Origin of the sequence: Nocardioides baculatus, from assembly GCF_016735675.1 — a bacterium.
Taxonomy (GTDB): domain Bacteria; phylum Actinomycetota; class Actinomycetes; order Propionibacteriales; family Nocardioidaceae; genus Nocardioides; species Nocardioides baculatus.
This window is the reverse complement of sequence record NZ_JAERSG010000003.1, coordinates 158,584-184,168: the sequence shown is the minus strand read 5'-3', so window position 1 is coordinate 184,168 and position 25,585 is coordinate 158,584. Positions and strand designations below refer to the sequence as shown.

24 protein-coding genes are annotated in these 25,585 nt (G+C 73.2%); 18 read left to right on the top strand and 6 right to left on the bottom strand.

From position 1 onward, the window contains the following. The first annotated feature begins 131 nt into the window (after positions 1-131). The 3 genes from pyrR to JI751_RS10580 all read left to right on the top strand — a co-directional run bounded on the left by pyrR (position 132) and on the right by JI751_RS10580 (position 2,978). Complete coding sequence (pyrR, locus tag JI751_RS10590) at positions 132-686, top strand: bifunctional pyr operon transcriptional regulator/uracil phosphoribosyltransferase PyrR (protein ID WP_201936098.1); 555 nt, start codon at positions 132-134, stop codon at positions 684-686. An 82-nt stretch (positions 687-768) separates the two neighbouring features. Continuing rightward, positions 769-1,695, top strand: coding sequence for an aspartate carbamoyltransferase catalytic subunit (locus JI751_RS10585; RefSeq protein ID WP_201936097.1), 927 nt, complete (start codon positions 769-771; stop codon positions 1,693-1,695). Next, a complete protein-coding gene (locus tag JI751_RS10580; protein WP_201936096.1) occupies positions 1,695-2,978 on the top strand; it encodes a dihydroorotase in 1,284 nt (427 codons plus the stop codon). The genes JI751_RS10585 and JI751_RS10580 overlap by 1 nt, the downstream gene beginning before the upstream one ends. Before the next feature lie 10 nt (positions 2,979-2,988). Here JI751_RS10580 and JI751_RS10575 read toward each other — a convergent pair whose 3' ends face one another. Genes JI751_RS10575 through JI751_RS10565 form a run of 3 tightly spaced genes read right to left on the bottom strand, consistent with a single transcriptional unit; the run spans position 2,989 to position 6,617 of the window. Then, positions 2,989-4,635, bottom strand: a complete 1,647-nt coding sequence (locus JI751_RS10575) for a hypothetical protein (protein WP_201936095.1) — start codon at positions 4,633-4,635, stop codon at positions 2,989-2,991. 3 nt (positions 4,636-4,638) lie between these two features. Beyond that, on the bottom strand, positions 4,639-5,304 hold the full coding sequence (locus tag JI751_RS10570) for an RNA polymerase sigma factor (RefSeq protein ID WP_201936094.1): 666 nt from the start codon (positions 5,302-5,304) through the stop codon (positions 4,639-4,641). An 11-nt stretch (positions 5,305-5,315) separates the two neighbouring features. Further along, on the bottom strand, positions 5,316-6,617 hold the full coding sequence (locus JI751_RS10565) for a hypothetical protein (RefSeq protein WP_201936092.1): 1,302 nt from the start codon (positions 6,615-6,617) through the stop codon (positions 5,316-5,318). A gap of 123 nt (positions 6,618-6,740) precedes the next feature. Between JI751_RS10565 and JI751_RS21520 the strand changes: the two genes are divergently transcribed. After that, positions 6,741-8,324: a phospholipase D family protein gene (locus JI751_RS21520; RefSeq protein ID WP_201936091.1), complete on the top strand. Its 1,584-nt coding sequence runs from the start codon at positions 6,741-6,743 to the stop codon at positions 8,322-8,324. Here the strand turns inward: JI751_RS21520 and JI751_RS21810 are convergent. Both JI751_RS21810 and JI751_RS10550 read right to left on the bottom strand, forming a co-directional pair. Then, positions 8,318-8,965, bottom strand: a complete 648-nt coding sequence (locus tag JI751_RS21810) for a DUF3060 domain-containing protein (RefSeq protein WP_201936089.1) — start codon at positions 8,963-8,965, stop codon at positions 8,318-8,320. The two genes, JI751_RS21520 and JI751_RS21810, sit on opposite strands and share 7 nt — an antisense overlap. 46 nt (positions 8,966-9,011) lie before the next feature. Next, positions 9,012-9,746 (bottom strand): VOC family protein, encoded by a 735-nt coding sequence (locus JI751_RS10550; RefSeq protein WP_201936086.1) that lies wholly within the window; start codon positions 9,744-9,746, stop codon positions 9,012-9,014. A 32-nt stretch (positions 9,747-9,778) separates the two neighbouring features. On the opposite strand from JI751_RS10550, the gene JI751_RS10545 reads away from it, so the two are divergent. Together JI751_RS10545 and JI751_RS10540 are read left to right on the top strand one after the other, a co-directional pair. Then, the gene (locus JI751_RS10545; RefSeq protein ID WP_201936084.1) at positions 9,779-10,201 is read left to right on the top strand and encodes a VOC family protein; all 423 of its coding nucleotides are present in this window, start codon (positions 9,779-9,781) and stop codon (positions 10,199-10,201) included. A 158-nt stretch (positions 10,202-10,359) separates the two neighbouring features. After that, complete coding sequence (locus JI751_RS10540) at positions 10,360-11,982, top strand: ABC-F family ATP-binding cassette domain-containing protein (protein ID WP_201936083.1); 1,623 nt, start codon at positions 10,360-10,362, stop codon at positions 11,980-11,982. Positions 11,983-11,986: 4 nt separating this feature from the next. On the opposite strand, the gene JI751_RS10535 is transcribed toward JI751_RS10540, so the two are convergent. After that, the gene (locus tag JI751_RS10535; RefSeq protein WP_201936082.1) at positions 11,987-13,108 is read right to left on the bottom strand and encodes an Ig-like domain-containing protein; all 1,122 of its coding nucleotides are present in this window, start codon (positions 13,106-13,108) and stop codon (positions 11,987-11,989) included. A 157-nt stretch (positions 13,109-13,265) separates the two neighbouring features. On the opposite strand from JI751_RS10535, the gene carA reads away from it, so the two are divergent. The 12 genes from carA (at position 13,266) to coaBC (ending at position 25,534) form a co-directional block, all read left to right on the top strand. Beyond that, positions 13,266-14,597, top strand: a complete 1,332-nt coding sequence (gene carA / locus JI751_RS10530; RefSeq protein WP_201936081.1) for a glutamine-hydrolyzing carbamoyl-phosphate synthase small subunit — start codon at positions 13,266-13,268, stop codon at positions 14,595-14,597. Position 14,598: 1 nt separating this feature from the next. Beyond that, complete coding sequence (gene carB, locus JI751_RS10525; protein ID WP_201936078.1) at positions 14,599-17,916, top strand: carbamoyl-phosphate synthase large subunit; 3,318 nt, start codon at positions 14,599-14,601, stop codon at positions 17,914-17,916. Continuing rightward, on the top strand, positions 17,913-19,010 hold the full coding sequence (locus JI751_RS10520) for a quinone-dependent dihydroorotate dehydrogenase (protein ID WP_201936077.1): 1,098 nt from the start codon (positions 17,913-17,915) through the stop codon (positions 19,008-19,010). Before carB ends, JI751_RS10520 begins: the two co-directional genes overlap by 4 nt. Then, the gene (locus JI751_RS10515) at positions 19,007-19,822 is read left to right on the top strand and encodes an iron-sulfur cluster-binding protein (protein ID WP_201936076.1); all 816 of its coding nucleotides are present in this window, start codon (positions 19,007-19,009) and stop codon (positions 19,820-19,822) included. Before JI751_RS10520 ends, JI751_RS10515 begins: the two co-directional genes overlap by 4 nt. After that, positions 19,819-20,643, top strand: coding sequence for a tRNA-dihydrouridine synthase (locus JI751_RS10510; RefSeq protein ID WP_201936075.1), 825 nt, complete (start codon positions 19,819-19,821; stop codon positions 20,641-20,643). The genes JI751_RS10515 and JI751_RS10510 overlap by 4 nt, the downstream gene beginning before the upstream one ends. Beyond that, positions 20,643-21,467 carry an orotidine-5'-phosphate decarboxylase gene (gene pyrF / locus JI751_RS10505; protein WP_201936073.1) on the top strand — a complete coding sequence of 275 codons (825 nt, stop codon included), beginning with the start codon at positions 20,643-20,645 and terminating at the stop codon, positions 21,465-21,467. The genes JI751_RS10510 and pyrF overlap by 1 nt, the downstream gene beginning before the upstream one ends. Further along, on the top strand, positions 21,464-21,901 hold the full coding sequence (locus JI751_RS10500) for a hypothetical protein (RefSeq protein WP_201936072.1): 438 nt from the start codon (positions 21,464-21,466) through the stop codon (positions 21,899-21,901). Before pyrF ends, JI751_RS10500 begins: the two co-directional genes overlap by 4 nt. A gap of 64 nt (positions 21,902-21,965) precedes the next feature. Then, the gene (locus JI751_RS21805) at positions 21,966-22,898 is read left to right on the top strand and encodes a Gmad2 immunoglobulin-like domain-containing protein (RefSeq protein ID WP_201936070.1); all 933 of its coding nucleotides are present in this window, start codon (positions 21,966-21,968) and stop codon (positions 22,896-22,898) included. A 130-nt stretch (positions 22,899-23,028) separates the two neighbouring features. Beyond that, positions 23,029-23,352 carry an integration host factor, actinobacterial type gene (gene mihF / locus JI751_RS10490; protein WP_201936068.1) on the top strand — a complete coding sequence of 108 codons (324 nt, stop codon included), beginning with the start codon at positions 23,029-23,031 and terminating at the stop codon, positions 23,350-23,352. Positions 23,353-23,362: 10 nt separating this feature from the next. Then, on the top strand, positions 23,363-23,956 hold the full coding sequence (gene gmk / locus JI751_RS10485; protein ID WP_307814087.1) for a guanylate kinase: 594 nt from the start codon (positions 23,363-23,365) through the stop codon (positions 23,954-23,956). A 23-nt stretch (positions 23,957-23,979) separates the two neighbouring features. Next, on the top strand, positions 23,980-24,291 hold the full coding sequence (rpoZ, locus tag JI751_RS10480) for a DNA-directed RNA polymerase subunit omega (RefSeq protein WP_056600245.1): 312 nt from the start codon (positions 23,980-23,982) through the stop codon (positions 24,289-24,291). A gap of 13 nt (positions 24,292-24,304) precedes the next feature. Next, positions 24,305-25,534 (top strand): bifunctional phosphopantothenoylcysteine decarboxylase/phosphopantothenate--cysteine ligase CoaBC, encoded by a 1,230-nt coding sequence (gene coaBC, locus JI751_RS10475; protein WP_201936067.1) that lies wholly within the window; start codon positions 24,305-24,307, stop codon positions 25,532-25,534. Positions 25,535-25,585: the final 51 nt, after the last annotated feature.

Below are 25,585 nucleotides of genomic sequence, written 5' to 3'. Positions count from 1 at the left end.
CCTGACCTGCGAGACGGAAGGTACCGTCCGCTTCGACCGTACTCCTGTCGGGCCCCACTGCTAGGGTCTGCGGCGATCGACATCCTTTAACGAGCCGTCCCGTGAGGCGGAGAAGGAGGTCCGGCGAGCAGATGGCTGCCCCTGACACCGACCCGACGAGGTCGGACCGCACCGTCCTCGACGCCCGTGACATCTCCCGGGCGTTGACCCGCATCTCGCACGAGCTGCTCGAGCGCAACAAGGGCGCCACCGACCTGGTGCTGCTCGGCCTGCACACCCGCGGCGTGCCGCTGGCGCGCCGGATCGCGGACAAGATCGCCGCCGTCGAGGGCGCGCCCGTCGCGGTCGGCGAGCTCGACGTGACGATGTACCGCGACGACCTCCGCTCGCAGCCCACCCGCCGCGCGCACAAGACCGCGCTGCCGGCCGGGGGGATCGACAAGAAGGTCGTCGTCCTGGTCGACGACGTGCTGTTCTCCGGCCGGACGATCCGCGCCGCCCTCGACGCGCTCGCCGACCTCGGCCGGCCCAGCGCCGTACGCCTCGCGGTGCTCGTCGACCGCGGCCACCGCGAGCTCCCCATCCGCGCCGACCACGTCGGCAAGAACCTGCCCTCCGCCCTCGCCGAGCGCGTCAGCGTGCGCCTCGCCGAGGTCGACGGCACCGACGAGGTGACCATCTCGTGAAGCACCTGCGCTCAACCCAATTCGCCGAGCGCGTCAGCGTGCGCCTCGCCGAGGTCGACGGCACCGACGAGGTGACCATCTCGTGAAGCACCTGCTCTCCATCGACGACCTCTCCACCGACGAGATCGCCCAGCTCTTCGAGACCGCCGCCGACATGCACGACGTGCAGAGCCGCGAGGTCAAGAAGCTGCCGGCGCTGCGCGGGCGCACGGTCGTCAACATGTTCTTCGAGGACTCCACGCGCACGCGCTCGTCGTTCGAGATCGCCGGCAAGTGGCTCTCCGCCGACGTGATCAACGTCAGCGCCAAGGGCTCCAGCACGTCGAAGGGCGAGAGCCTGCGCGACACCGTGCTCACCGTCTGCGCGATGGGCGTCGACGGCCTCGTCATCCGACACCCCGCCAGCGGTGCGGCCCTCCAGGTCAGCGAGTGGGTCGACGCGTCGGTCGTCAACGCGGGCGACGGCATGCACGAGCACCCGACCCAGGCGCTGCTCGACGCCTACACGCTCCAGCGGCACCTCGGCTCGCTCGAGGGCCGCCACGTCGCGATCATCGGCGACCTGACCCACAGCCGGGTCTTCCGCTCCAACGTGCAGTGCCTGACCAAGCTCGGCGCCCGCGTCACGGTCGTCGCGCCGCCGACGTTGATGCCCAGCGGGATCGGCCCGTGGTCGGCCGCGGCGGGCTTCGAGACGTCGTACGACGTCGACGCCGTGCTGCCCGAGGCCGACGCGGTGATGATGCTGCGCGTCCAGCGCGAGCGGATGTCGGGCGCCTTCTTCCCGAGCCCGCGCGAGTACACCGTCGGCTACGGCCTGACCCGCAACCGGCTGGCGCTGCTCAAGCCCGACGTGCCGATCTGCCACCCCGGCCCGATGAACCGCGGCCTCGAGATCGCCGCCGACGCCGCCGACGCGGCCCAGTCGGTCGTGCTGGAGCAGGTCTCCAGCGGGCTCGCGATCCGGATGGCCGTGCTCTACCACCTGCTCGCAGGAGAGGAAGCCTGATGTCGCTCGTGATCACCGGAGCCTCGCTGCTCGGCGAGAGGACCGGAGACCTGTACGTCGATGACGCCGGGAGGCTCGTCGACGAGGCACCTGCGGGCGCCGAGACGATCGACGCCGACGGCCTGGTCGCGCTGCCGGGGCTCGTCGACCTCCACACCCACCTGCGCGAGCCGGGTCGCGAGGACGCCGAGACCGTGCTGACCGGTTCGCAGGCGGCCGCCCTCGGCGGCTACACCGCGATCCTGGCGATGGCCAACACGAGTCCCGTCACCGACACCGCCGAGGCGGCCACCCGGGTGTGGGAGCTGGGCCGCGAGGCTGGGCTCGTCCACGTGCAGCCGGTGGGTGCCGTGACCCGCGGCCTCGGCGGCGAGGAGCTCGCCGAGCTCGGGCTGATGCACCGCTCCCGCGCCGGCGTGACCGTCTTCTCCGACGACGGGAGGTGCGTCCACGACGCCCGCGTGATGCGGCGGGCGCTGGAGTACGTCAAGGCGTTCGGCGGCGTCGTCTCCCAGCACTCCCAGGACCCGTCGCTCGCCGGTCCCACCGCGTGCTGCCACGAGGGCGAGCTGTCGGGCCGCCTCGGCCTGCCCGGCTGGCCCGGGATCGCCGAGGAGGTGATCGTGGCCCGCGACGTGATGCTGGCGCGGCACACCGGATCGCGCGTCCACGTCGCCCACGTGTCGACGGCGGGTTCGGTCGAGGTGCTCCGCTGGGCGAAGGCCCAGGCCAAGGAAGACGGGCACTGGGATGTCACCGCCGAGGTGACGCCCCACCACCTGCTCCTGACCACCGACCTGCTGTCCGGCTACGACCCGACCTTCAAGGTCAACCCGCCGCTGCGCCCGCAGGAGGACGTCGACGCGCTGCGCGCCGCCCTGGCCGACGGCACGATCGACGCCGTCGCGACCGACCACGCACCGCACGCCCGCCACGACAAGGAGCACGCGTTCGTCGACGCGGCCTTTGGGATGGTCGGCCTCGAGACCGCGCTCGGCGTCGTACGGACGGCGCTCCCGGACCTGTCGTGGTCCGACGTCGCGCGCGTCATGTCGGTGACGCCGGCCCGGATCGCGGGACTGGCCGAGCAGGGCCGGCCCCTGGCGCCCGGGTCGCCCGCCCACGTCGTCCTGGTGGACCCGGCCGCGAGCGTCACGGTCGACCGCGACGCGTCGGCGTCGCTGTCGCGCAACAACCCGTGGCACGGCCGCGGCCTCACCTCGCGGGTCGTCCACACCGTGTACGCCGGTCGGGTGACCGTGCGCGACGGCGACCTGACCTGACGCAGTCGGGCTAGCCGACGGGCCGCACCACGACCGGGGCGATCGTCCGGAGGTGCTGGGGCGTCCGCTCGAGGACGACGCGGTAGCGATCGCGTCGACCTTCGGGCACCGGGACCTCGAACCTGACCGTCCCGGCGGCCGTGAGCGTCGCCTGGCGCACCGTCACCAGCCGGCCGCCGACCACCTGCCGCAACAGCACAATGTCGCCGGCGTTGCCGCCCAGAGCCGTACCGCTGACGACGGCCGAGGCGTCCGAGGTGGCGACGGAGGTCGTCCACTCCGGCTGGAGCCGGAGCGGAACGGGCGTGCTGCGCACCCTGCCGACGCGGAGCCGTACGGCGACGTTGCGCTCGATCGGGCCGACCGCGATCGCCACGGAGCCGGAGGCGTCGCTGGTCGCCGAGCCGACCCGGCGCCAGTCGCCCCCGGCCTCGCGCAGGAGCAGCCAGACCTTGCGGTCCGGGAGCACGATCCCGCCGTCGGCGGTCACGGTGCCGGAGACCGTCACCGACTCCTGCGGGCCGAGGATGCTGTCGGGCACGGCGGCGCTGACGGCGACCGGGGTGAGCGGTCGGAGCACTACTGCGTCCCGGGCACGGGCGTGGGCCCTGGTGCGCGGCAGCCGGGCGACGTACGCGACCCGCCTGTTCGGCGACGCGACGCGGAAGGTCGTCGTGAGGTCGGCCGCGAGCCGGGCGCGGGCGACCAGGACGTCGTCGCCGGGTCGCCTGCGCAGGAGCTCGACCCGGTCGCCCTGCCGGCCCCCGCGCGCACTCACGGCGATCGCGGTCGACCCGCTGTCGGGTCGCGACACGACGTCGAGCGTGGGCACCAGGACGACCCGCCACGGCGTGCTCGTCAGGTCGCCGACGGTGAGCCGGAAGGACGACGTACGCGCGAGGGTGGGAGCTGCCACGCTGACGGAGCCGGCCTCGTCGCTCGTCGCCGACGCGACGGAGGTCCAGGCACCGGCCACGCGCTGCTGGAGGGCGACCTCCTGGCCGGGGACGGGTGAGGTGTCGGACGCGGACACGTTGCCGACCATCGGCACCTGGTCGTCCGGCCCGGCGCGGTGGCTGCTGCCGGCGAGACTCACGGCGGACGGGACCGGCGCGGGGGCCTCGGTCGGGGTGGGCGTGGGGGAGTCGGTGGGCGTCTCGGTCGGGGTCGCGGAGGGCGTCTCGGAGGGTGCCCGCGTGGGCATGCTGGACGGTGAGTCGCTGGGAGACTCAACGGGCAGCCCGGGCGACGAGTCGGTCGACGGGGCACCCGGACCGGACGTGGCCGAGGGAGTGGCGCCCCGCTCACGCGACGCCTCCTCGCGCGTCGGCTCGGGAGCGGGGACGCCGACGGGGCCGAGGACGCCGTGGACCGCGCGCTGGACGGGGTCGGGCAGGCTCTGGGTGTACGCCGCCGCGGCCGCGCCGGCACCGAGGGCGAGCACCACCACGACGGCCGACCCACCTCCTCCGAGGCGACGGCCCGCGCGACGCAGGCGGCCGGCGCTGATCGGGGTCGGTGCCGTGGGCTGGGCCGCCCGGAAGGCGGCCAGGAACTCGTCCTGGCCGGCCAGCTCGTCGGACGTGCCCGGGCCGCGCAGGGCCCGCACCAGCGGGTCGTCGTTCCACGGGGAGAGGTCGTCGTCGTGACCGGGCATTTCTCACACCACCTTTCCCAGTGCGCGCGCACGCGGGTCGCGTGCGAGCTCCTTCAGTGCCCGGTGCACGGCGACCCGCACCGTGCCGGGCTTCTTGCCCACCAGCCGAGCGACCACCGCGACGTCGAGGCCGGCGACCACGCGCAGCATCACCATCTCGGCCTGCTCGACGGGCAGCGAGGCGACCAGCCTGACGGCCTCCTCGGTCGAGCTCCGGGCCACGGCGTCGTCCTCCGCGCTGGCCGTGAGCGGATCGGCGACGTGCTCGGACGGTGCCGCGACCGGCACCGTCGAGCGGCGTACGCGTGTCCGGCCGTGGTCGATCGCCCGGTTGCGGGCGATCGTGAACAGCCACCCGCGGAACTCGTCGACGTCTCCGCCGAAGCCGGGCAGGTCGCGCACCACCTGCACCCACGTCTCCGACGCGACGTCCTCACGGGCGTCGGGGGAGCGGACGGTCAGGTAGCGCAGCAACGGCGGGTGCAGCGTGCGCCACAGGAGCGCGAACCCGTGCTCGTCGCCGGTGCGAGCGCGATCGAGGGCGTCCTGCAGCTGGACGTCGGTGGGGGCAGCACCGGACGGCCGGGCGGGTGCCAGGTCGGCATCCCCGTCCGGCCGCTCGCGGCGCTGCGTGGCGTCCAGCTCGTGCTCCTCGGCAGAGTCGGTCAAGAGGGAGATCGTCAGTCGTCGACGACCGTGCCGCTCGTCGACGGCAGGTTGCGCTCGTCCCCGTCGAAGACCAGACGGTACTGCGTGCCCGCGTCGCGGGCCTGGACGAAGAACACCCGGCCGCGCTGGCCCGTGGTGCCCGACCGCACCGCCACCCACTCGGCGGTCCCCTGCGCCGCCGACTGGAGCGTGACGATGCGGCCGGCCAGGGGACGACCGCCCCCGCGCAGCTGCCCGGCGACCGACCAGCCGGCCTTGTAGGCGCGGCCGCGGACCGAGAGCGAGCTCTGCGTACGGACGACGACGCGGGCGACCGGGCTGGTGCCGGGACGGATGCCCGCGGTGTGCGAGACCCGGATGCGGTACGCCGTCGACCGGTCGGGGGTGACCGCGAACGACGCGGTGCCGTCCGCGGTGGTCGTCCCCTTCTGGACGGTCGACCAGGTGGCGCCCGGCCGCATCCGGCGGGCGAGCAGGGCGACCGAGGCGTCGGCGACGGTCGCGCCACCGGCGGTCACGACGCCCGACACCGTCGACGCACCACCCGGGTCGATCACTCCGGGCACGGCGGAGATGGACACGTCCGAGGGCGTCCGCACGACGACGCGTGCGCTGCGCGCCGGACGGAGCCGCGGGCTGCCGAGGAAGGCGAGTCGGTAGGCGGTGGCCTGCTCGGGGTCGACGCCGAAGACCACGCGACCGAGGCCGTCCGTGCGGGCGGCGCTGGAGAAGGTCCAGTCGTCCGCGCCGGCCGGGCGGGAGACCAGGACGATCCACCGGCGGCCGACCTGGGCGCCGCGCGCGAAGAGCTTGCCGCGGACGACCGTGCGGGCGCCGACGTCCTTGAGCCGGATCGACAGCGTGGTGCGCAGGCGTACGGCGCTGTGCTGCGGGACGCGCACGCGGATCCGCGTCACACCGCTCCGCGCCCGGTCGGCGTCGACACTCCCGGCGTAGCGCCAGCGGTAGGCGGTCGTGGCCTCGGGAGCCACTGCCAGCTCCAGGGCACCTGCCACCCCCGTGGTGGCCGTGCCGATCGGGATGAAGCCGCGGGTGCCCTCGGGACGTGCCTCGAGCAGCACGGTGCGGCCCGCCGGCTCGACGCCGGGCGTGGCCAGGCGACCACGGACCGCGGTGGAGCGGCCGGGCGCAACGGCCGGCTTGACCGCGCGGATGGACAGCGTCGAGTCGGCCCGGGTCGACGTCGCGGCTCCGTGGGCCGAGGTGCCGGTCAGGCCCGGCGCGACGGTGAGCGATGCGGCCGCTGCGATGGCCGTGGCCGCTGCCACCCGCCGCAGGATCGTGAGCTCCATGGTGTGACCTCCTGTCTCGGTGGCCCTCCCCGTGGGGCCATTCACCACGACAGCGCGCGAGCATCCCGGAGCGTTACAGAGCGCCGCGGGACAGGGCGACGAGGCTGCTGACATGCTGGCCGGGTGACCGACCCGGGCACGTGGCTCCTCTCTGCGAGCGAGCGCGACAACGCCGACACCGTCATCGACCAGCAGTGCGAGGACGGCGCCGCATGGACCGACGGCAACCTGGTCGTCCCGCTGGTCGACGGCGCCGCCTACTTCGCCGACCTGTGCGCCGCGATCCGCGCGACGGTGGACGGCGACCTGGTGCTCTTCACCGACTGGCAGGGTGACGCCGACGAGCGGCTCACGGGCGAGCCCGGGAGCGAGGTGGTCGAGGTCCTCGGTGCGGCGGACGAGCGTGGGGTCGACGTACGCGGCCTGGTCTGGCGCTCCCACCTCGACCAGACGGGCTTCTTCGCCACCGAGAACCGCCACCTCGGCGAGCAGCTCCAGCACCGCGGCGCCGAGGTGCTGCTCGACATGCGCGTGCGCACCGGCGGCTCGCACCACCAGAAGTTCGTGGTGATCCGCCACCGCGACGACCCGTCACGCGACGTCGCCTGGGTCGGCGGGATCGACCTCGCCCACAACCGCCGCGACGATTCCGACCACGGCGGCGACCCGCAGTCCCAGCCGCTCGCCGAGGAGTACGGCGACCACCCGCCGTGGCACGACGTGCAGGTCCGCATCCAGGGCCCGGCCGTCCACGCGGTGGAGACCGTCTTCCGCGAGCGGTGGACCGATCCGACGCCGCTGAGCCGCAGCCCCCTGCGCCGCTGGTCCGACCGGCTGCGAGGTCTCGACACCGATCCCGACCCGCTGCCCGAGCAGGCGCCGCCGCCGCCGTCGGCCGGGCCGCACCGGGTGCAGCTGCTGCGCACCTACCCCAACCTGCGGCACGGACGGGACTACCCGTTCGCGCGCGGCGGAGAGCGCAGCGTCGCGCTCGGCTACACGAAGGCGATCGGGCAGGCGCGCCGGCTGGTCTACGTCGAGGACCAGTACTTCTGGGGCGACGACGTGGCCGAGCCGTTCCTCGCCGCGCTGCGCGAGCACCCCGACCTGCGCGTCGTTGCCGTGATCCCGCTCTACCCGGACGTCGGTGGTCGGCTCTCGCGCCCCGCCGAGGAGCTCGGGCGGGCACGCGCGCTGTCCCGGCTCCTCGACGTCGCACCGGACCGGGTGGCGGCGTACGGCCTGGAGAACCACGCCGGCACGCCCGTCTACGTCCACGCCAAGGTCTGCGTGATGGACGACGTGTGGGCGAGCGTCGGGTCGGACAACTTCAACCGCCGCTCGTGGACCCACGACTCCGAGCTGTCGTGCGTCGTGCTCGACGACGACTACGCCCGCTCCCTGCGGCTGCGGCTCGCGGCCGAGCACCTCGACCGGCTCGGCGAGGTGCGCGAGCGGGGGCTCGACGAGGTGATGGCCGACCTGTCGGACCCGCACGCGATGTACGACGCCTTCGACCGCGCTGCGAGCGCGCTCGACGCGTGGCACGCCTCGGGTCGCGTCGGGCCGAGGCCGCCGGGTCGCCTGCGGCACCTGCCGCTGCCCGAGGTCGGCCCGTGGAGCGCCCCGTTCGCCCGGCTCGCGCTCGACCGGGTGCACGATCCCGACGGCAGGCCAGGGCCGCTGCGCGGCGGCCGCGACTACTGACGCCGGCGCGGGCGCAGGTCGAGGACGTTGGCCTCGCCGCGGTCGCGAAGGGTCGTACGACCACGCGCGACGCTGACGGTGTTGCGCGCGCCGGTGAGGACGAGTCGGTCGGCGCGGGTCAGCGAGAGGGAGTTGTCCGAGCCGGTGATGCGGGTGCGGTAGGCCTTGCGGGCGTGGACCGCGTCGGTGCCGCGCATCCGGAGGACGTTGACGGTGTCGGCGCCCAGCATGGAGCCGCTGCTGGTCAGCTCGGCGCTCTCGACCAGCCCGGAGACGGTCACGGTCGATCCGGTACCGGTGACGACGAGCGAGGTGATCGACGGCGTGGTGAGCGTGTTGCCCGGTCCGGCCACCTCGACGTCGTACACCGGCTTCGCAGTCACGGTGCTGCCGCTGCCGTCGAGCACCAGGCGGGTGGCGGACGGCATCGTGACCGTGGCGTCATCCGCGACGACCCGGACGACGCCGCAGGTGCCTCGCAGGTCGTAGGTCGCGCCGTCCCACGACAGGACCGTCTCTGCGCCGAGCTCGCACTGCACCGGGATCGTCAGGCCGATGGCCTGGGCTGGTGCTGCGGAGAGTCCGGCGGCAAGTCCGGTGGCGGTGAGGGCGAGTGCGGCGACAAACCGAGGGATGGTCACATACCGACAGTACGCAGCATGGGGCTGGTGCGCCTCGTGGGTCTGGTCACACCGGCTGGACCGTGCCGCTCCCGGGATCGCGGTCGGTCAGGCAGTAGACCTGACCGCCGGGCGCGGTCAGCACGGTCCAGAACGAGTTCACGTCACGCACGGTCGCTCCGAGGGCGACGTGCCGCTCGGTGTCGGCGGTCCGGTCCGCGCTGGCCAGGTCGGGGTGCGCCCGGACCGTGCCGTCCTCGTCGTCGAGCCGCTGGAGCAGCAGCCGGAGCCGGCCGTCCTCGACCAGGCGGACGAACTGCGGCAGCGAGCCGACCTGAGGCTCCCGGCCGGTGAGGCCGGCCCAGAACGCGACCTCGGCGTCCCAGTGCGCGGCGGGGACGTCGAGGCAGACCTGGTCGAGCAGCGTCGTGCCGTCGCGGGCCAGTGTCGGGTCACCGTCGACCAGCGTCTGGCAGAAGGTGAAGCCGCCGGGGGAGCGCATCACCTCCACGTCGTGATAGGTCCAGGCGTGGGTCGCGCCGAGCGCGCTCGCGTGCGCGATCGCGGCCGCCCGATCCGTCGCGTCGAGGTCGAGGTGGAGCCCGGGTGGGCCGTCCACCGCCTGCATCTTGACGTACGCCGACCCTGCCGCGGGGAGCAGCGTGAGGAACTGGTCGTCCTCGCCCCGTCGCTCCGACGGCGCCCACCCCGTCACGGCGGACCAGAACGCCACCGCGGGCTCGAGGTCGGCGGCGGGAACGTCGAGGAACACCTGGATCCAGGCCGGGGTCGGAGCGCTCATGAGCCGATCCTGACAGGTCGTAGGGTCGGCCGATGAGTGATTTCCCGCCCGTCATCCCGCAGCTGCTGCACACTGTGCTCGACGCCACCGATGTCCGTGGTGAGGCGGAGTTCTGGCTGGCCCTCCTGGGTCTGGCCTACCGCTCCGGCGACGAGGTCCCGGCAGACGGGCCGGACGACGGGGACTGGCTGGTGCTCACCCACCCCGACGGCCGTCGGTGCCTCGCCATCCAGGAGGTGGACCGGCTCCCCGAGAGCCGGTGGCCGGAGCCCGGGCACCCGTCCGTGAGCCACCTCGACACCACCGTGCCGTCACGCAGCGCCCTCGACGCGGCCCACGAGCGGGTGCTCGCCCTCGGCGGTGAGCTCCGGTTCGACCGCACCGACGACCCCGACGAGCCGCTGCGTGCCTACGCCAGCCCCGCGGGCCACGTCTTCTGCGTCTTCGTCGCCTGAACAATCCGGTTGGCAGGCCGAGGGGCTCGACCTAGGCTCGGCCCCATCATGTGGATCCAGGACTGACCCGACTCGCGCCCGCGGCGGCGCACCAGTGCGCCCTCCCTCTGTGGTGAGCCCGGCGAGTCACCTCTCCTGATCCGTCGAAGGACGTCCGCATGCCTGCTGCGCCCACCACCCTCCGCCCGCTCGTCGTCACCGGCCTCTCCGTGACCTACCCCGACCGCACGGTGCTGTCCGGGGTCGACCTGCTCGCCCAGCCCGGGCGCCGGATCGGCCTCGTCGGCGAGAACGGCGTGGGCAAGTCCACGCTGCTCCGCGCAGTCGCGGGCCGTCTCCCGTCGCGCGCCCGGGTCTCCGGCGCCATCGCGGCACCGGCCGACCTCGTGCTCCTCGGCCAGGAACCTCCCTTCCGCGACCGCGCCACGATCGCCGACGTGCTCGCCATGACGCTCGCGCCGTTGCGCGCGGCGGTCGCCGACGTCGAGCGGCTCGCAGGTGCCGTCGGGACGCCCGCGGGCGACACGGCGTACGAGGGCGCCCTCGAGACCGCACTCGCCCACGACGCCTGGGACGCCGACCGGCGCGCCGCCGTCGCGGCGGGCCGCCTCGGGCTGGACGGGGTGGATTCCGACCGCCGCGTCGGCACGCTCTCCGGCGGGCAGCGCACCCGTCTCGCCCTCGCGACGATCATGACCACGCGGCCGACCTGCCTGCTGCTGGACGAGCCGACCAACCACCTCGACGACGACGCGATCGACGTGCTGACGGCCTTCCTGGGTGACCTGCCGGGCGTCGTGCTGCTCGCGAGCCACGACCGGGTGCTGCTCGACGACGTGTGCACCGACCTCGTCGACCTCGACGCCGGCGAACTGGGCACGGACGGCAGCGGTGGGCGCCGCTTCGGCGGCGGCTGGACGGCGTACGAGGAGGCGCGTGCCGACGCCCGCCGCCGCTGGGAGGAAACCTACGCCGTCCAGCAGGAGGAGATCGCGCGCCTGCGCGACGCCACCCGCATCGGGACGAGCGCGATCGCCCACGACCGCGGCCCGACCGACGGGGACAAGTACATCTACTCCTTCAAGGGCGGCCGCGTCGACCAGACGCTCGCGCGACGCAAGAAGGACGCGCAGCGACGTCTCGACGTCGCCGAGCGCGAGCAGGTGCGCAAGCCACCGGCGCCGCTGCGGTTCCGCGGCGACCTGACCGCGAGCGCGTCCGGACGGCTCGTCCAGGCGCGCGACGTCGAGGTCGAGGGCCGGGTGCGGGTCGCCCGACTCGACCTGGCGGCGGGGGAGCACCTGCTGCTCACGGGGCCCAACGGCTCGGGCAAGTCCACGCTGCTCGGCGTCCTGTCCGGGCGACTGGCCGCGACCGCCGGCTCGGTCGACGTCTCCGCGCGCACCGTCCGCGAGCTCACCCAGGACCCGCAGGTCAGCGATCCGTCGCGCTCCGCGCTGGCGACGTACGCCGCCGCGGTGCAGACGATCGCCGACGCACCTGCCCTGCGCGACCTGGGGCTGCTGCACCCGCGCGACCACCGCACGCCGGTCGGCAGCCTGTCGGTCGGTCAACGGCGACGCCTCGGGCTGGCCGTCGCGATCGCCGCCGCGCCCGACCTCCTCCTGCTCGACGAGCCCACCAACCACGTGTCGCTCGCCCTCGCCGGCGAGCTCGAGGAGGCCCTCGGGACCGCTCCCGGCGGGGTGGTGCTGGCTTCCCACGACCGGTGGCTCCGGCGACGCTGGGAGGGCCCCGAGCTGGCGCTCGGACAGGGGTGAGACCTCAGTTCCTCAGGACCAGCCGCACTGTGTCGCTCGACTGCTGGCCTCCGGCGGTGGCTCGGAGCACGAGGACGTAACGGCCGCCGACGGCCCGCCCGCCGCGGTCGCGACCGTTCCAGATGACCGTGTTGCGACCGGTGGCGGCCGAGGTCCGGATCGTCGTGACGAGCCTGCCTCCGCGCCGAACGTCCAGCGAGACGGTCGCATCGCGGGTGACCGCGTAGGAGAGCCGTACCCGCTGCCCCGTCGCGGAGACGATCCGCGGGGTGGGGGCGACGAGGACGAGTCGATCGACCAACGCCACGGCGCCGTCCGCCCCGGCGGGTCCGGTCGCACCGACCGGTCCCGCGGGACCCGCGGCCCCGGTGGCGCCTGCGGGTCCAACCGGTCCCACCGGTCCCACCGGTCCAGCAGGGCCTTCTGGGCCGACAGGCCCTGCCTGGGTGGGCAGGACGGTGAGGTCGACGCTCGCCGCCACCGACTGGCAGACGGGTGCTCCGCAGGTCGAGGTGGCCCGGAAGGCGAAGGTGTCGGTGCCCGCGTAGCCGGCGACCGACGTGTAGGTGACGACCCCGTTCCCGAGGCCGGACAGGCCCAGGGAACCGTGAGCGGGTCCTTGGGCGATCGAGAACGACGTGATGGGGTCGCCCCCCGCGTCGCACACGAGCCGCACCGCAGTCGAGGTGCCGGTACCCACGGACTGCGAGACGGCGTGGCACGTGGGAGCGGTGCCCGCTCCGATGAGCAGCGAGACAGTGTGGACGGCGCTGAGCTCGTCGGAGCCGCCGGCCCCGCTCCCGGACGAGACCCCGCGGAAGCTGAAGGAGTCGGTGCCCGACTGGCCCGGGTCGGGGGTGTACACGACCCACTGGTCCGTGCTGGACACGCCGGTGGGGACGCTCAGGCTGCCCTTCGAGGGAGCCGAGGTGATGACGACGTCGGGCGAGCCGACCCCCGTGCCGCCCGAGCAGGCCAGGAAGACGGGCAGCGCGACGTTGTGGGGGACGCCCACGTTCATGTCGGAGCAGGTAGGTGCTGCAGCAGACGCCGGACCGGACGTCGTGGTGACGAGGACGACGCCGATGAGCATCGCGAGGACCAGCCGGAGGGTGGGTCGAGTCATACGCCGATGATGGGCCCGGCCCGTCGGTTGCGCCAGCAGATCGACACACCTCCGGCGCGGACACGATGGCCTCCGACAGCGGCTCCGCTGGTAGGGTCGGCCTCGCTTCGAACATCCTTTAACGATCCGTCCCGTGAGGCGGAGAAGGAGGTACGGCATGGCTCTGCCTGCCGAGAATCAGATCAGGAACCAGACCGCTGCGCCCCTCCGATCAGCACTGCTGGTCCTCGAGGACGGTCGCACCTTTCGCGGTGAGTCCTTCGGTGCCGAGGGCGAGACCTTCGGCGAGGCCGTCTTCTCGACCGGCATGTCCGGCTACCAGGAGACGCTGACGGACCCCAGCTACCACCGCCAGGTCGTCGTGATGACGGCTCCGCACGTCGGCAACACCGGGATGAACGACGAGGACCCGGAGTCCTCGCGCATCTGGGTCGCCGGCTACGTCGTGCGCGACCCAGCGCGGGTCCCGAGCAACTGGCGCAGCACCCGCACCCTCGACGACTCGCTGCGCGACCAGGGCGTCGTCGGCATCAGCGGCGTCGACACCCGCGCCCTGACCCGCCACCTGCGCGAGCGCGGCGCGATGCGCGTCGGGATCTCCACCACCGAGACCGACCCGACCCGCCTGCTCCAGCGGGTGCTGGAGTCCGGCGAGATGTCCGGTGCCAACCTCAGCGAGGCCGTCAGCACCCAGGAGGCCTACGTCGTCCCCGCGCAGGGTGAGAGGCGCTTCACGGTCGCCGCGATCGACCTCGGCATCAAGGCCAACACCCCGCGGATGATGAGCGAGCGCGGCATCGAGGTGCACGTGCTCCCGGCCACCGCGACGCTTGCGGACGTCCAGGCGGTCGGCCCGGACGGCCTCTTCTTCTCCAACGGCCCCGGCGACCCGGCCGCCACGACCGCCCAGGTCGAGCTGCTGCAGGGCGCGCTGCGCGCGGGCATCCCCTACTTCGGGATCTGCTTCGGCAACCAGCTCTTCGGCCGCGCGCTCGGCTTCGGCACCTACAAGCTGAAGTACGGCCACCGCGGCATCAACCAGCCGGTGATGGACCGCACGACCGGGAAGGTCGAGGTCACCGCCCACAACCACGGCTTCGCGGTCGACGCCCCGCTCGAGGGCTCGACGACCACGGAGTTCGGCGAGGTCACCGTCAGCCACGTGTGCCTCAACGACGACGTCGTCGAGGGGCTCGAGCTGCGCGACGCCGACGGTCGCCTCACCAGCTTCTCCGTGCAGTACCACCCGGAGGCCGCGGCCGGCCCGCACGATGCGGCGTACCTCTTCGACCGCTTCTCCGACCTGATGTCCGAGCGCGGCCGAACGGAGCTTGCGACGGACGGGCGGGACGGGAGGAGGTTGAGGAGCGTCGACTCGGACGGCGAGCCTGCGAGCCGGCCGAGTGATGCGTCTCGAAACCCAGATCCGGGTCTCGTGACAGGCGCCGGCGCGCCTTCCTCGACCAACGGTGCAGAGAAGGAGGCCTGAGATGCCGAAGCGCACCGACATCAAGAGCGTCCTGGTCATCGGCTCCGGGCCGATCATCATCGGCCAGGCCTGCGAGTTCGACTACTCCGGCACCCAGGCGTGCCGGGTGCTGCGCGAGGAGGGCCTGCGGGTCGTCCTGGTCAACAGCAACCCCGCCACGATCATGACCGACCCCGAGTTCGCCGACGCGACCTACGTCGAGCCGATCACCCCGGAGTACGTCGAGAAGGTCATCGCCCACGAGCGCCCCGACGCACTCCTCGCGACCCTCGGCGGCCAGACCGCGCTCAACTGCGCGATGGCCCTCGACAAGGCCGGCGTGCTCGAGAAGTACGGCGTCGAGCTGATCGGCGCGTCCATCGAGGCGATCGAGCGCGGCGAGAACCGCCAGCAGTTCAAGAAGATCGTCGAGCAGCTCGGTGGCGAGTCCGCCCGCAGCTCCATCTGCCACTCGATGGACGACCTGCTCGCGGCCGCCGAGGACCTCGGCTACCCGATGGTCGTCCGCCCGTCCTTCACGATGGGCGGCACCGGCTCCGGGATGGCCTACGACGAGGCCGACCTGCGCCGCATCGGCGGTGCCGGCCTCGCCGCCAGCCCGACCACCGAGGTGCTCCTCGAGGAGTCGATCATCGGCTGGAAGGAGTACGAGCTCGAGGTCATGCGCGACCGCATGGACAACAGCGTGATCGTCTGCTCGATCGAGAACCTCGACCCGATGGGCGTCCACACGGGCGACTCGATCACCGTCGCGCCGGCCCTGACCCTCACCGACCGCGAGTACCAGAAGATGCGCGACCTCGCGATCGCCATCATCCGCGCGGTCGGCGTCGACACCGGTGGCTGCAACATCCAGTACGCCGTCAACCCGGCCGACGGCCGGCTGATCGTCATCGAGATGAACCCGCGCGTCTCGCGGTCCTCCGCGCTGGCGTCGAAGGCGACCGGCTTCCCGATCGCCAAGATCGCGGCCAAGGTCGCGATCGGCTACACGCTCGACGAGATCACCAACGACATCACGCAGGAGACGCCGGCGTCGTTCGAGCCGACCCTCGACTACGTCGTGGTGAAGGTGCCGCGGTTCGCCTTCGAGAAGTTCCCCGAGGCCGACCCGACGCTGACCACGCACATGAAGTCGGTCGGCGAGGCGATGGCGATCGGCCGCAACTTCACCGAGGCACTGCAGAAGGCGCTGCGCTCGCTGGAGAGCAAGCACGCGCCCTTCGACTGGCACAAGGAGTTCGTCGAGCTCGACAAGGACGCGCTGCTCGCCGAGGTCGCCGTCCCGCACGACGGCCGGCTCAAGAAGGTGATGGACGCGATCCGCGCCGGCGCGACGCCCGAGGAGGTCTTCGAGGCGACCAGGATCGACCCGTGGTTCCTCGACCAGCTCGCGCTGATCAACGAGGTCGCCGTGCAGCTCATCGACGCGGTCGAGCTGACGCCCGACCTGCTGCGGCTGGCCAAGCGGCACGGCTTCTCCGACGAGCAGATCGGCAAGATCCGCGGTCTCAGCTCCGACGTGGTCCGCGGCGTGCGCCACGCCCTCGGCATCCGGCCGGTCTACAAGACCGTCGACACCTGTGCGGCCGAGTTCGCCGCCCAGACGCCGTACCACTACTCGTCCTACGACGAGGAGACCGAGGTGCAGCCGCGCGCGGAGGGCAAGGAGGCCGTGATCATCCTCGGCTCCGGGCCCAACCGCATCGGCCAGGGCATCGAGTTCGACTACAGCTGCGTGCACGCGTCGCTCGCGCTGGCCGAGGCGGGCTACGAGACGATCATGGTCAACTGCAACCCGGAGACGGTGAGCACCGACTACGACACCTCCGACCGGCTCTACTTCGAGCCGCTGACCCTGGAGGACGTGCTCGAGATCGTGCACGCCGAGCAGCTCGCCGGCCCCGTGGCCGGTGTCGTCTGCCAGCTCGGCGGCCAGACGCCGCTCGGCCTGGCGCAGGGACTCGCCGACGCGGGCGTGAAGATCGTCGGCACCTCGCCGGAGTCGATCCACCTCGCGGAGGAGCGCGGCGCCTTCGGTCGCGTCCTCGCCGATGCCGGCCTGCCGGCGCCCAAGCACGGCACCGCGACGTCGTACCCCCAGGCGCAGCGGATCGCCCACGAGATCGGCTACCCGGTGCTCGTGCGGCCGTCCTACGTCCTCGGCGGGCGCGGCATGGAGATCGTCTACGACGACGACGCGCTCGAGGCCTACCTGGAGAAGTACGTCGCCAACGGGCTGATCAACGAGCGCCAGCCGGTGCTCGTGGACCGCTTCCTCGACGACGCGGTCGAGATCGACGTGGACGCGCTGTTCGACGGTGAGGAGCTCTTCCTCGGCGGCGTGATGGAGCACATCGAGGAGGCCGGCATCCACTCCGGCGACTCGTCGTGCGCGCTGCCGCCGATCACGCTCGGCCGTGAGGAGGTCGAGCGGATCCGTCGCTCGACCGAGCTGATCGCCCGCGGCCTCGACGTGCGCGGGCTGCTCAACATCCAGTTCGCGCTGGCCTCCGACGTGCTCTACGTCCTCGAGGCCAACCCGCGTGCCTCGCGGACCGTGCCGTTCGTCTCCAAGGCGACCGCGACGCCGCTCGCCAAGGCGGCCGCCCGTGTGATGCTCGGCGAGTCGATCGCCGACCTCCGGACGGCCGGCGTGCTCCCCGCGGAGGGCGACGGCGGGCACCTGCCCGACGGCTCGCCGATCGCGGTCAAGGAGGCGGTCATGCCCTTCGACCGCTTCAAGACCGCTGACGGTCGCACCGTCGACGCGCTCCTCGGGCCGGAGATGCGCTCGACGGGCGAGGTGATGGGGTTCGACGCCTTCTTCGGCACCGCGTTCGCCAAGGCGCAGGCCGCGGCCTACGGCTCGCTGCCGCTGTCGGGCAAGGTCTTCGTGTCGGTCGCCAACCGCGACAAGCGCCACATGATCTTCCCGGTCAAGCAGATCGCCGACATGGGCTTCGAGATCCTCGCGACCGCCGGCACCGCCGAGGTGCTGCGCCGCAACGGCGTGGAGGCCACCGTGGTGCGCAAGCACTCCGAGGGCGAGGGCCCCGACGGTGAGCCGACGATCGTCGGACGGATCTGGGCGCGCGAGGTCGACCTGGTGATCAACACGCCGCACGGCGCGACCAGCGGCGGCTCGCCCCGCGCGGACGGCTACGACATCCGCACCGCGGCCGTGTCCACCGACATCCCGTGCATCACCACGATCCAGGGTCTCGGCGCCGCCGTGCAGGGGTTGGAGGCGATGCGACGCGGCGACATCGGAGTCAGGTCGCTCCAGGACTGGGCGAAGCTGGCGAGGGGCGAGTGAAGCCCTACGACCTCCTCTTCGACCAGGCCCTGACCCGGGTCGACGCCGAACGGATCCACCACGCGGCGTTCCGGGCGATCCGGGCGGCCGCACCCGTGACGAGTCGGCTCATCAGTGCGCCGACAGCGAGCCGAGTCGGCGCATCTGTTCGCGTCGACGCGCTGGGCCTGTCGTTCCCGCACCCGCTCGGCCTCGCGGCGGGGTTCGACAAGAACGCTGTGGGCATCGACGGCCTCGCGGCCCTCGGCTTCGGCCACGTCGAGATCGGCACCGTGACGGGGGAGGCGCAGCCCGGCAACCCGCAGCCGCGGCTCTTCCGGCTCAAGGCCGACCGGGCGATCGTGAACCGGATGGGCTTCAACAACGACGGCGCGGAGGTGGTCGCGAAGAGACTTGCTGCTTGGAGGTCTCGTAACCCCCCGGTGGCTGAGGCTGCTTCGCATCACGGCCGGACCTCGTTCCTCGGTCCGCCCGTTCTGGGCGTCAACATCGGCAAGACCAAGGTCGTGCCGGAGGACGAGGCGGTCCGCGACTACGAGAAGTCGACCGGGCTGCTCGCCCGTCACGCCGACTACCTCGTCGTCAACGTCTCCTCGCCCAACACGCCCGGCCTGCGCGACCTCCAGGCCGTCGAGAAGCTCGAGCCCCTGCTGGCTGCCGTACGCCGCCGTGCGGACGAGGCGACCCCCGACCGCCGGGTGCCGCTGCTGGTGAAGATCGCGCCCGACCTGAGCGACGACGACGTGCTCGCCGTGGCCGACCTCGCGCTGGCATCCGGGCTCGACGGGATCATCGCCACCAACACCACGATCAGCCGCGACGGCCTGGCCAGCCCGGCCGCGGCGGTCGAGGAGATCGGCGCGGGAGGGCTCAGCGGTCAGCCACTGACGCAGCGGTCGGAGGACGTCGTACGCCTCCTGAGGGGGCGGGTCGGTCCCGACCTCACCCTCGTCGGGGTCGGTGGGATCACGACGGTCGACGACGCGCGACGCCGGCTCGCAGCCGGTGCGGACCTGCTGCAGGGCTACACCGCGTTCGTCTACGAGGGTCCGCTGTGGCCGCAGCGGATCGTGCGGGGACTGGCCCGGGGATGAGCGAGGTGCAGGGGCCGGTGCACGTCGAGGCGGAGGTCGTCGCGACCAAGCGCATCGGCGGCTACCGCCACCTGACCCTGACCGCGCCGGGCGTCCCCGAGCGCTTCCGGGCGGGGAACTTCGTCGCCGTCACCGTGGAGGGCCACGTCGCCCGCCGAGCGCTGTGGGTGCACCGGGTCCGCGCGTCCAGCTCCTACGGCCCGACCCTCGACGTGGTGGTCGAGGACAGGGGCGCCGGCAGCGGGACCGCGTGGCTCGCCGCCCAGCCGGTCGGCACCCGGCTCGCGCTGACCGGACCGCTGGGTCGCCCCTTCGCGCTGCCCAAGGACGCCGTGTCGTGCCTGCTCGTCGGGGAGGGCTACGCCGCCGCACCGCTCTTCCCGCTCGCCGAGCGACTGCGTGAGCGCGGGTGCGGCGTCTCGCTCGTCGTCTCCGCGCCCGACGAGTCACGGCTGCTCGCGGCGCTGGAGGCGCGGCGCTCGGCCCGCTCGGTCACCGTGCTCACCGCCGACGGCTCGGTCGGCCTGCGCGGCACTGTCGCCGACCACGTCGACGACCTGCTCCGGCGTAGCGACGCCGACGTCGTCTACGCCGCCGGCCCCCACGCCGTCCTGCGCGCCGCGGCCGGCGCCGCCGAGCGGGCGGGCGCGTGGAGCCAGGTCGCCGTCGAGACGCCGACGCCCTGCGGCACCGGCCTCTGCCACGGCTGCGTCCTCCCGGTGGTGGGGGAGGACGGCGTCGACCGGGTGGTCCGTACGTGCGCCGACGGCCCGGTCGTCCGCGGCGACCGCGTGCGATGGGAGGCGTTGTGATCCCCGGTCCCGTGATGGTGGCCGCCGGCTGCGGGGGCACCGGCCGCGAGCTGGCGACGTACTGCGGGGACGACGGCCTCGACGGGCTCGACTTCGTCACCCGCTCGATCACCCTCGACGCCCGCGCCGGCGGCCCCGGACCGCGCATCGAGGAGGTCCCCGGCGGCCTGGTCAACGCCGTCGGGCTCCCCAACCCCGGCCTCGAGCACTTCCTCGCCACCGAGCTGCCGTGGCTCGTCCGCGCCGGCGCCCGCGTCATCGTGTCGATCGCCGGCGCGACCATGGGGGAGTACGCCGACCTCGCCCGGCGGCTGAGCCGCGCGCCCGGCGTCGCGGGCCTCGAGGTCAACGTCGGCGCCCCCGACGAGGTGGGCGTGGGCCTGTTCGAGGTGCGCGAGCCCTACCACTCCGCCAGCGTGATCGCGGCCGTGCGACGGGAGTTTCCCGCCGACCGGCCGGTCCTCGCCAAGCTGCGCCCCGACGTCTCGCGCATCGTGGAGGGCGCCCGCTCGTGCCACGAGGCCGGTGCGACCGCCGTCGTCATCGGCAACGCCGTACCCGCCGCCTTCCCCGACGGCCGCTCCGGCGGGTTGAGCGGACCCGCGATCGCCCCCGTGGCCCTGCGCTGCGTCGCGGAGGTGGCCCGCGCGCTGCCCGAGCTCCCCACCATCGGCTGCGGCGGGGTCCACGACCTGCGCTCGGCCAACGCCTACCTCGACGCCGGTGCGGCCAGCGTCCAGGTCGGCACCGCCCTGCTCCACGACCCCACGACCGTGGCCCGGCTGAGGGCCGCCTTCACCTCGTCACCCCAGGAGGACTGATGACCACGTTCGGCACCCGGCTCGCCTACGCGATCGAGGAGCGCGGCCGCTTCTGCGTCGGCATCGACCCGCACGTCGCGCTCCTCCAGCAGTGGGGCCTGTCCGACGACGTCGCCTCGCTCGAGCGGTTCGCGCTGACCGTGGTGGAGGCCGTCGCGCCGGTGGTCGGCGTGGTGAAGCCGCAGAGCGCGTTCTACGAGCGGTTCGGCAGCCGCGGGGTCGCCGTGCTCGAGCGGGTGATCGCCGAGTCGCAGGCAGCCGGCGCCCTCGTCCTGCTGGACGTGAAGCGCGGCGACATCGGCTCGACGAGCCAGGCCTACGCCGACGCCTACCTCGACCCCGCCTCGCCGCTGGCCGCCGACGCGATCACCGCGAGCCCCTACCTGGGCTTCGGCTCGCTCGACCCGATGGTCGAGGCCTGCCGCGTGCACGACCGCGGGCTCTTCGTCCTCGCCCTCACGTCCAACAAGGAGGGTCCCGAGGTGCAGCACGCCCGCACCGAGGATGGCACGGTCGCCGGGACCGTGCTCGGGCACCTGCGCCGGCTCAACGACGGCGCCGACCCGGTGGGCTCCTTCGGCGCAGTGGTCGGGGCGACGATCGGCTCGACCGACGAGGACCTCGACATCAACGGCCCGTTCCTCGTGCCCGGCTACGGCGCACAGGGCGGCACCGCCGACGACCTGGAGCGGATCTTCGGTGCCGCCGCGCGCTGGGCGCTGCCCAGCTCGTCGCGCGAGGTGCTGGCCGCCGGACCCGACGTGACGGCGCTGCGTGACGCCGCCCTGCGCGGCAACGACGCCGTGCGAGGGTGGGGCGCGTGACGCGTGCCGCCCCCGTCCTGCTCCTCGCCGTGCTCGCCCTGAGCGGCTGCTCGGGCGACCCGCAGGAGACGTACTGCGAGGCGGTCAGCGAGCACCAGGCGGAGCTCACCGACATCGCCGCGTCGGAGGACACCGGTGCCCTGTTCGACGCGCTCGACACCTACGACGACCTCCGCCAGCAGGCGCCCCGCGACATCGCCGACGACTGGGACGCGGTGATCGAGCCGCTGCGCGCGCTCGAGAAGGCGCTCGCGGACAACGGCGTCGACGCGTCGTCGTACACCTCCGACGAGCCGCCCGCCGACCTCGACGAGGCGGGTCGCCAGGAGATCGAGGCTGCGGCCCGCGAGGTCGGGTCCGAGCAGACGGTCACCGCGATGGCGGCCGTCGAGCAGCACGCCCTCGACGTCTGTGGGACCCCGCTGTCGAGATGAGGGGCTCCTCCCTCGTCAACCGATCGGGTTCCCGGCGCGTCCCAGACGTATGCACGGAACACGAGTGGGCTCGGCACTCCTCGTCCTGACGGCCCTGCTGGGCGGCTGCGGCGGCGATCCACCTGCACCGGCGACCGCGCCTCGCGCGGCCACCAGCGGCGGACCGACATCCGCGGTGCCGCCGACGACCCCGACCGCCGCATCGGACATGCCCGCTGCCCGTCCCTCGTCGGGCCTGCCGCGGGGCCTGGTGTTCTTCGGCGGAGGCCGCGCCCGCACCGGGGAGTGGCAGCTGTTCGCCGAGCCCACCGACCTCCGCGGTCGCGACGACCTGCTGGCCGCCGTCCGTACGGTGATGGCCGGCGCGCCGGACGACCCGGACCGGAGCACCCTCTGGAACGGCGACGTGGTCGAGCAGGTGGCCCTGCGGTGGGACGGCGACGAGGGCTACTACGACGTCCGGCTGGTCGACGCTGCCGCCACCCGGCGACCGCCGGGGACGTCGATGCGGGAGGCGCACCTCGCGATCCAGCAGGTCGTCTGGACGCTCGGCTCCGTCGGTCGCGTGGAGGCGCCGGTCCGGTTCACCGCCGGGCGCTCACCGGAACCGGTCACCGACCTCCTGGGCATCCCCGCGACGGGGCCTGACGACACCTACCCGGCGGCCGATCGCAGCGGGGTGCTGAGCTCCATGCACGTCCTGACGCCGGCCGAGGGGACCGTGGTCAGCGGCGTGGTCGACGTCTCGGGCCTCGCGGAGTCCTTCGAGGCGACCGTCGGGATCCGGGTGGTCGATGCGTCGGGCAAGACCGTCCTCGACGACGCGACGTCGACCGAGCAGTGCTGCGGCCGGCTGTGGCCGTGGCGCTACGAGCTCGACACCTCCGGGTGGGCACCGGGGACCTACGTCGTCGAGGCCCGCACCGACGACCCCGTCGGGATCGCCCAGGGCAGCGACGGCCCCGAGATCGACACCCGGACGATCCGGGTCGACTAGGCCACCGAGCCGCCCGGTGTCGCCCTCGTCACTCTCCGTCTCCCGACCTCCCGCCCGATTGCCGACCGCGTCGCGCTCTGACTAGATTGACCCGCACCGACCGCCCGACAACAGCAGAAGGACCTTCTTCGTGGCCTTGCCCCCACTGACGCCCGAGCAGCGCCAGGCAGCCCTCGACAAGGCTGCGGCGTCCCGCCGTGAGCGGGCCGAGGTGAAGAACCGCCTCAAGAACTCCGGTGGCTCGATCCTCGACGTCCTCGAGGAGGGCCGGACCAACGAGGTCATCGGCAAGATGCGGGTCGTCGAGCTGCTCCAGTCGGTACCCGGCCTCGGCCGCGTCCGCGCCCGCCAGGTCATGCAGCGCCTCGGCATCGCCGAGAGCCGACGCGTGCGCGGTCTCGGCGTCAAGCAGGTCGCCGCGCTCGAGCGCGAGTTCGGCCCTGACGCACAGTGACGGGCCTCCAGTGATCGAGTCCGGCACGGGCAACCCGACCCGGCGCTCGCGCCTGATCGTGCTGGCCGGTCCCACCGCCGTCGGCAAGGGCACGGTCGCGGCCGACGTGCGCCGTACGCACCCCGAGGTGTGGCTGTCCGTCTCCGCCACGACCCGACCGCCGCGCCCGGGGGAGGAGAACGGCGTCCACTACTGGTTCGTCTCCGACGCCGAGTTCGACGCGATGATCGAGAAGGGCGACCTGCTCGAGTGGGCGGTCGTGCACAAGGCCGCCCGCTACGGCACGCCGCGCGGCCCCGTGGACCTCGCCCTGGCCTCCGGGCACCCCGCCATGCTGGAGATCGACCTCCAGGGCGCGCGGCAGGTGCGCGAGACGATGCCCGAGGCGCTGTTCGTCTTCCTCAAGCCTCCGTCGTGGGACGAGCTCGTCCGCCGTCTCGTCGGCCGCGGCACCGAGAGCGAGGCCGAGCGCGAGCGCCGGCTGGAGACCGCGCGCGCCGAGCTGGCGGCCGAGAGCGAGTTCGACGTGACGATCGTGAACCACGAAGTTCACGCTGCAGCCGAGCAGTTGGTAGCCTTGATGGTTGGATCCAATTCCTCCTAGCTGCATTGCGAGGCACCATCACCGTGGCTTCTCCCACCATCGCCGCCGAGGGCGTCACCAACCCCTCGATCGACGACCTGCTCAGCAAGACCGACAGCAAGTACAAGCTGGTGCTCTACAGCGCCCAGCGTGCTCGCCAGATCAACGCCTACTACTCCCAGCTCGGCGAGGGCCTGCTGGAGTACGTCGGTCCGCTCGTCGACACCCACGTGCAGGAGAAGCCGCTCTCGATCGCGCTCCGCGAGATCAACGACGACCTCCTGACCTGCGAGGACATCGACCCCGCCGCCGAGGCCGCTGCCGCCGAGGCTGCCGCGGGCGACGCCACGGAGTGACGCGAGCCCCTCGATGACCGTCAGGGTCGTGCTCGGTGTCTCGGGTGGCATCGCGGCCTACAAGTCCTGCGAGCTGCTGCGCCGGTTCACCGAGTCCGGCCACGACGTGACGGTGGTGCCGACGGCCTCCGCGCTGGAGTTCGTCGGTGCCCCCACGTGGGCGGCGCTGTCCGGCAAGCCCGTCTCGTCGGAGGTGTGGCACGACGTGCACGCCGTGCCGCACGTGCAGATCGGCCAGCACGCCGACGTGGTCGTGGTCGCTCCGGCGACCGCAGACCTCCTCGCGAAGGCCGCTCACGGCCTGGCCGACGACCTGCTCACCAACACGCTCCTCACGGCGCGCTGCCCGGTGGTCTTCGCCCCGGCGATGCACACCGAGATGTGGGAGCACCCGGCCACGCAGGCCAACGTCGCCACCCTCCGCCAGCGGGGAGCCGTGGTGATCGAGCCCGCCGAGGGTCGCCTCACCGGCGCCGACACCGGCAAGGGTCGCCTGCCCGATCCCGCCGAGATCTTCGAGCTGGTCCGCGGCGTGCTCGACCGCGGCGCCGACCCGTCCTCGGTCAACCCGACCGACCTGGCCGGCCGCAAGGTGGTCGTGTCGGCAGGCGGCACCCGCGAGTACCTCGACCCCGTGCGCTTCCTCGGCAACCGGTCCTCGGGCCTCCAGGGCTATGCCCTCGCCCGGGCCGCCGCCTCGCGCGGGGCGCACGTCACGCTGGTCAGCGCCAACGTGTCGCTGCCCGACCCGGCCGGCGTCAGCGTCGTACGGGTCGAGACGACCGCGCAGCTGCGGGAGGCCGTCGTGACCGCGACGGCGACCGCCGACGCGGTGGTGATGGCGGCCGCACCGGCCGACTTCCGGCCGACCGCCGTCAGCGACGCGAAGATCAAGAAGTCCGACGACGGGTCCGCGCCCGCCATCGAGCTCGAGCAGAACCCCGACATCCTCGCCGAGATCTCCCACGACCGGTCACGCGCCGGGGCGGTGATCGTCGGCTTCGCCGCCGAGACCGGTGACGCCTCCGGCTCCGTGCTCGACCTCGGCCGCGCCAAGCTCGCCCGCAAGGGTTGCGACCTCCTCGTCGTCAACGACGTGAGCGGGGGAGCGGTCTTCGGCAGCGAGGACAACGAGGCCGTCGTCCTCGGCGCCGATGGTGCCTCCGTCGAGGTGCCCCACGGCAGCAAGACCGCCCTCGCCCACGTCATCTGGGACGAGGTCGTACGGCGATTCGCTGACTGAGACCGGCGTCCCGGATGCTGGTCAACAGGTAGGTTTTAACTCGACCGTTCC

Coding starts and splice junctions, on each gene's coding strand:
- carA (WP_201936081.1), top strand. CDS start 13,266: ATGGCTCTGCCTGCCGAGAATCAGATCAGGAACCAGACCGCTGCGCCC.
- pyrF (WP_201936073.1), top strand. CDS start 20,643: ATGACCACGTTCGGCACCCGGCTCGCCTACGCGATCGAGGAGCGCGGC.
- JI751_RS10545 (WP_201936084.1), top strand. CDS start 9,779: ATGAGTGATTTCCCGCCCGTCATCCCGCAGCTGCTGCACACTGTGCTC.
- JI751_RS10565 (WP_201936092.1), bottom strand. CDS start 6,617: ATGGAGCTCACGATCCTGCGGCGGGTGGCAGCGGCCACGGCCATCGCA.
- carB (WP_201936078.1), top strand. CDS start 14,599: ATGCCGAAGCGCACCGACATCAAGAGCGTCCTGGTCATCGGCTCCGGG.
- coaBC (WP_201936067.1), top strand. CDS start 24,305: ATGACCGTCAGGGTCGTGCTCGGTGTCTCGGGTGGCATCGCGGCCTAC.
- JI751_RS10535 (WP_201936082.1), bottom strand. CDS start 13,108: ATGACTCGACCCACCCTCCGGCTGGTCCTCGCGATGCTCATCGGCGTC.
- JI751_RS10575 (WP_201936095.1), bottom strand. CDS start 4,635: ATGCCCGGTCACGACGACGACCTCTCCCCGTGGAACGACGACCCGCTG.
- JI751_RS10540 (WP_201936083.1), top strand. CDS start 10,360: ATGCCTGCTGCGCCCACCACCCTCCGCCCGCTCGTCGTCACCGGCCTC.
- pyrR (WP_201936098.1), top strand. CDS start 132: ATGGCTGCCCCTGACACCGACCCGACGAGGTCGGACCGCACCGTCCTC.
- JI751_RS10580 (WP_201936096.1), top strand. CDS start 1,695: ATGTCGCTCGTGATCACCGGAGCCTCGCTGCTCGGCGAGAGGACCGGA.
- JI751_RS10515 (WP_201936076.1), top strand. CDS start 19,007: ATGAGCGAGGTGCAGGGGCCGGTGCACGTCGAGGCGGAGGTCGTCGCG.
- JI751_RS10550 (WP_201936086.1), bottom strand. CDS start 9,746: ATGAGCGCTCCGACCCCGGCCTGGATCCAGGTGTTCCTCGACGTTCCC.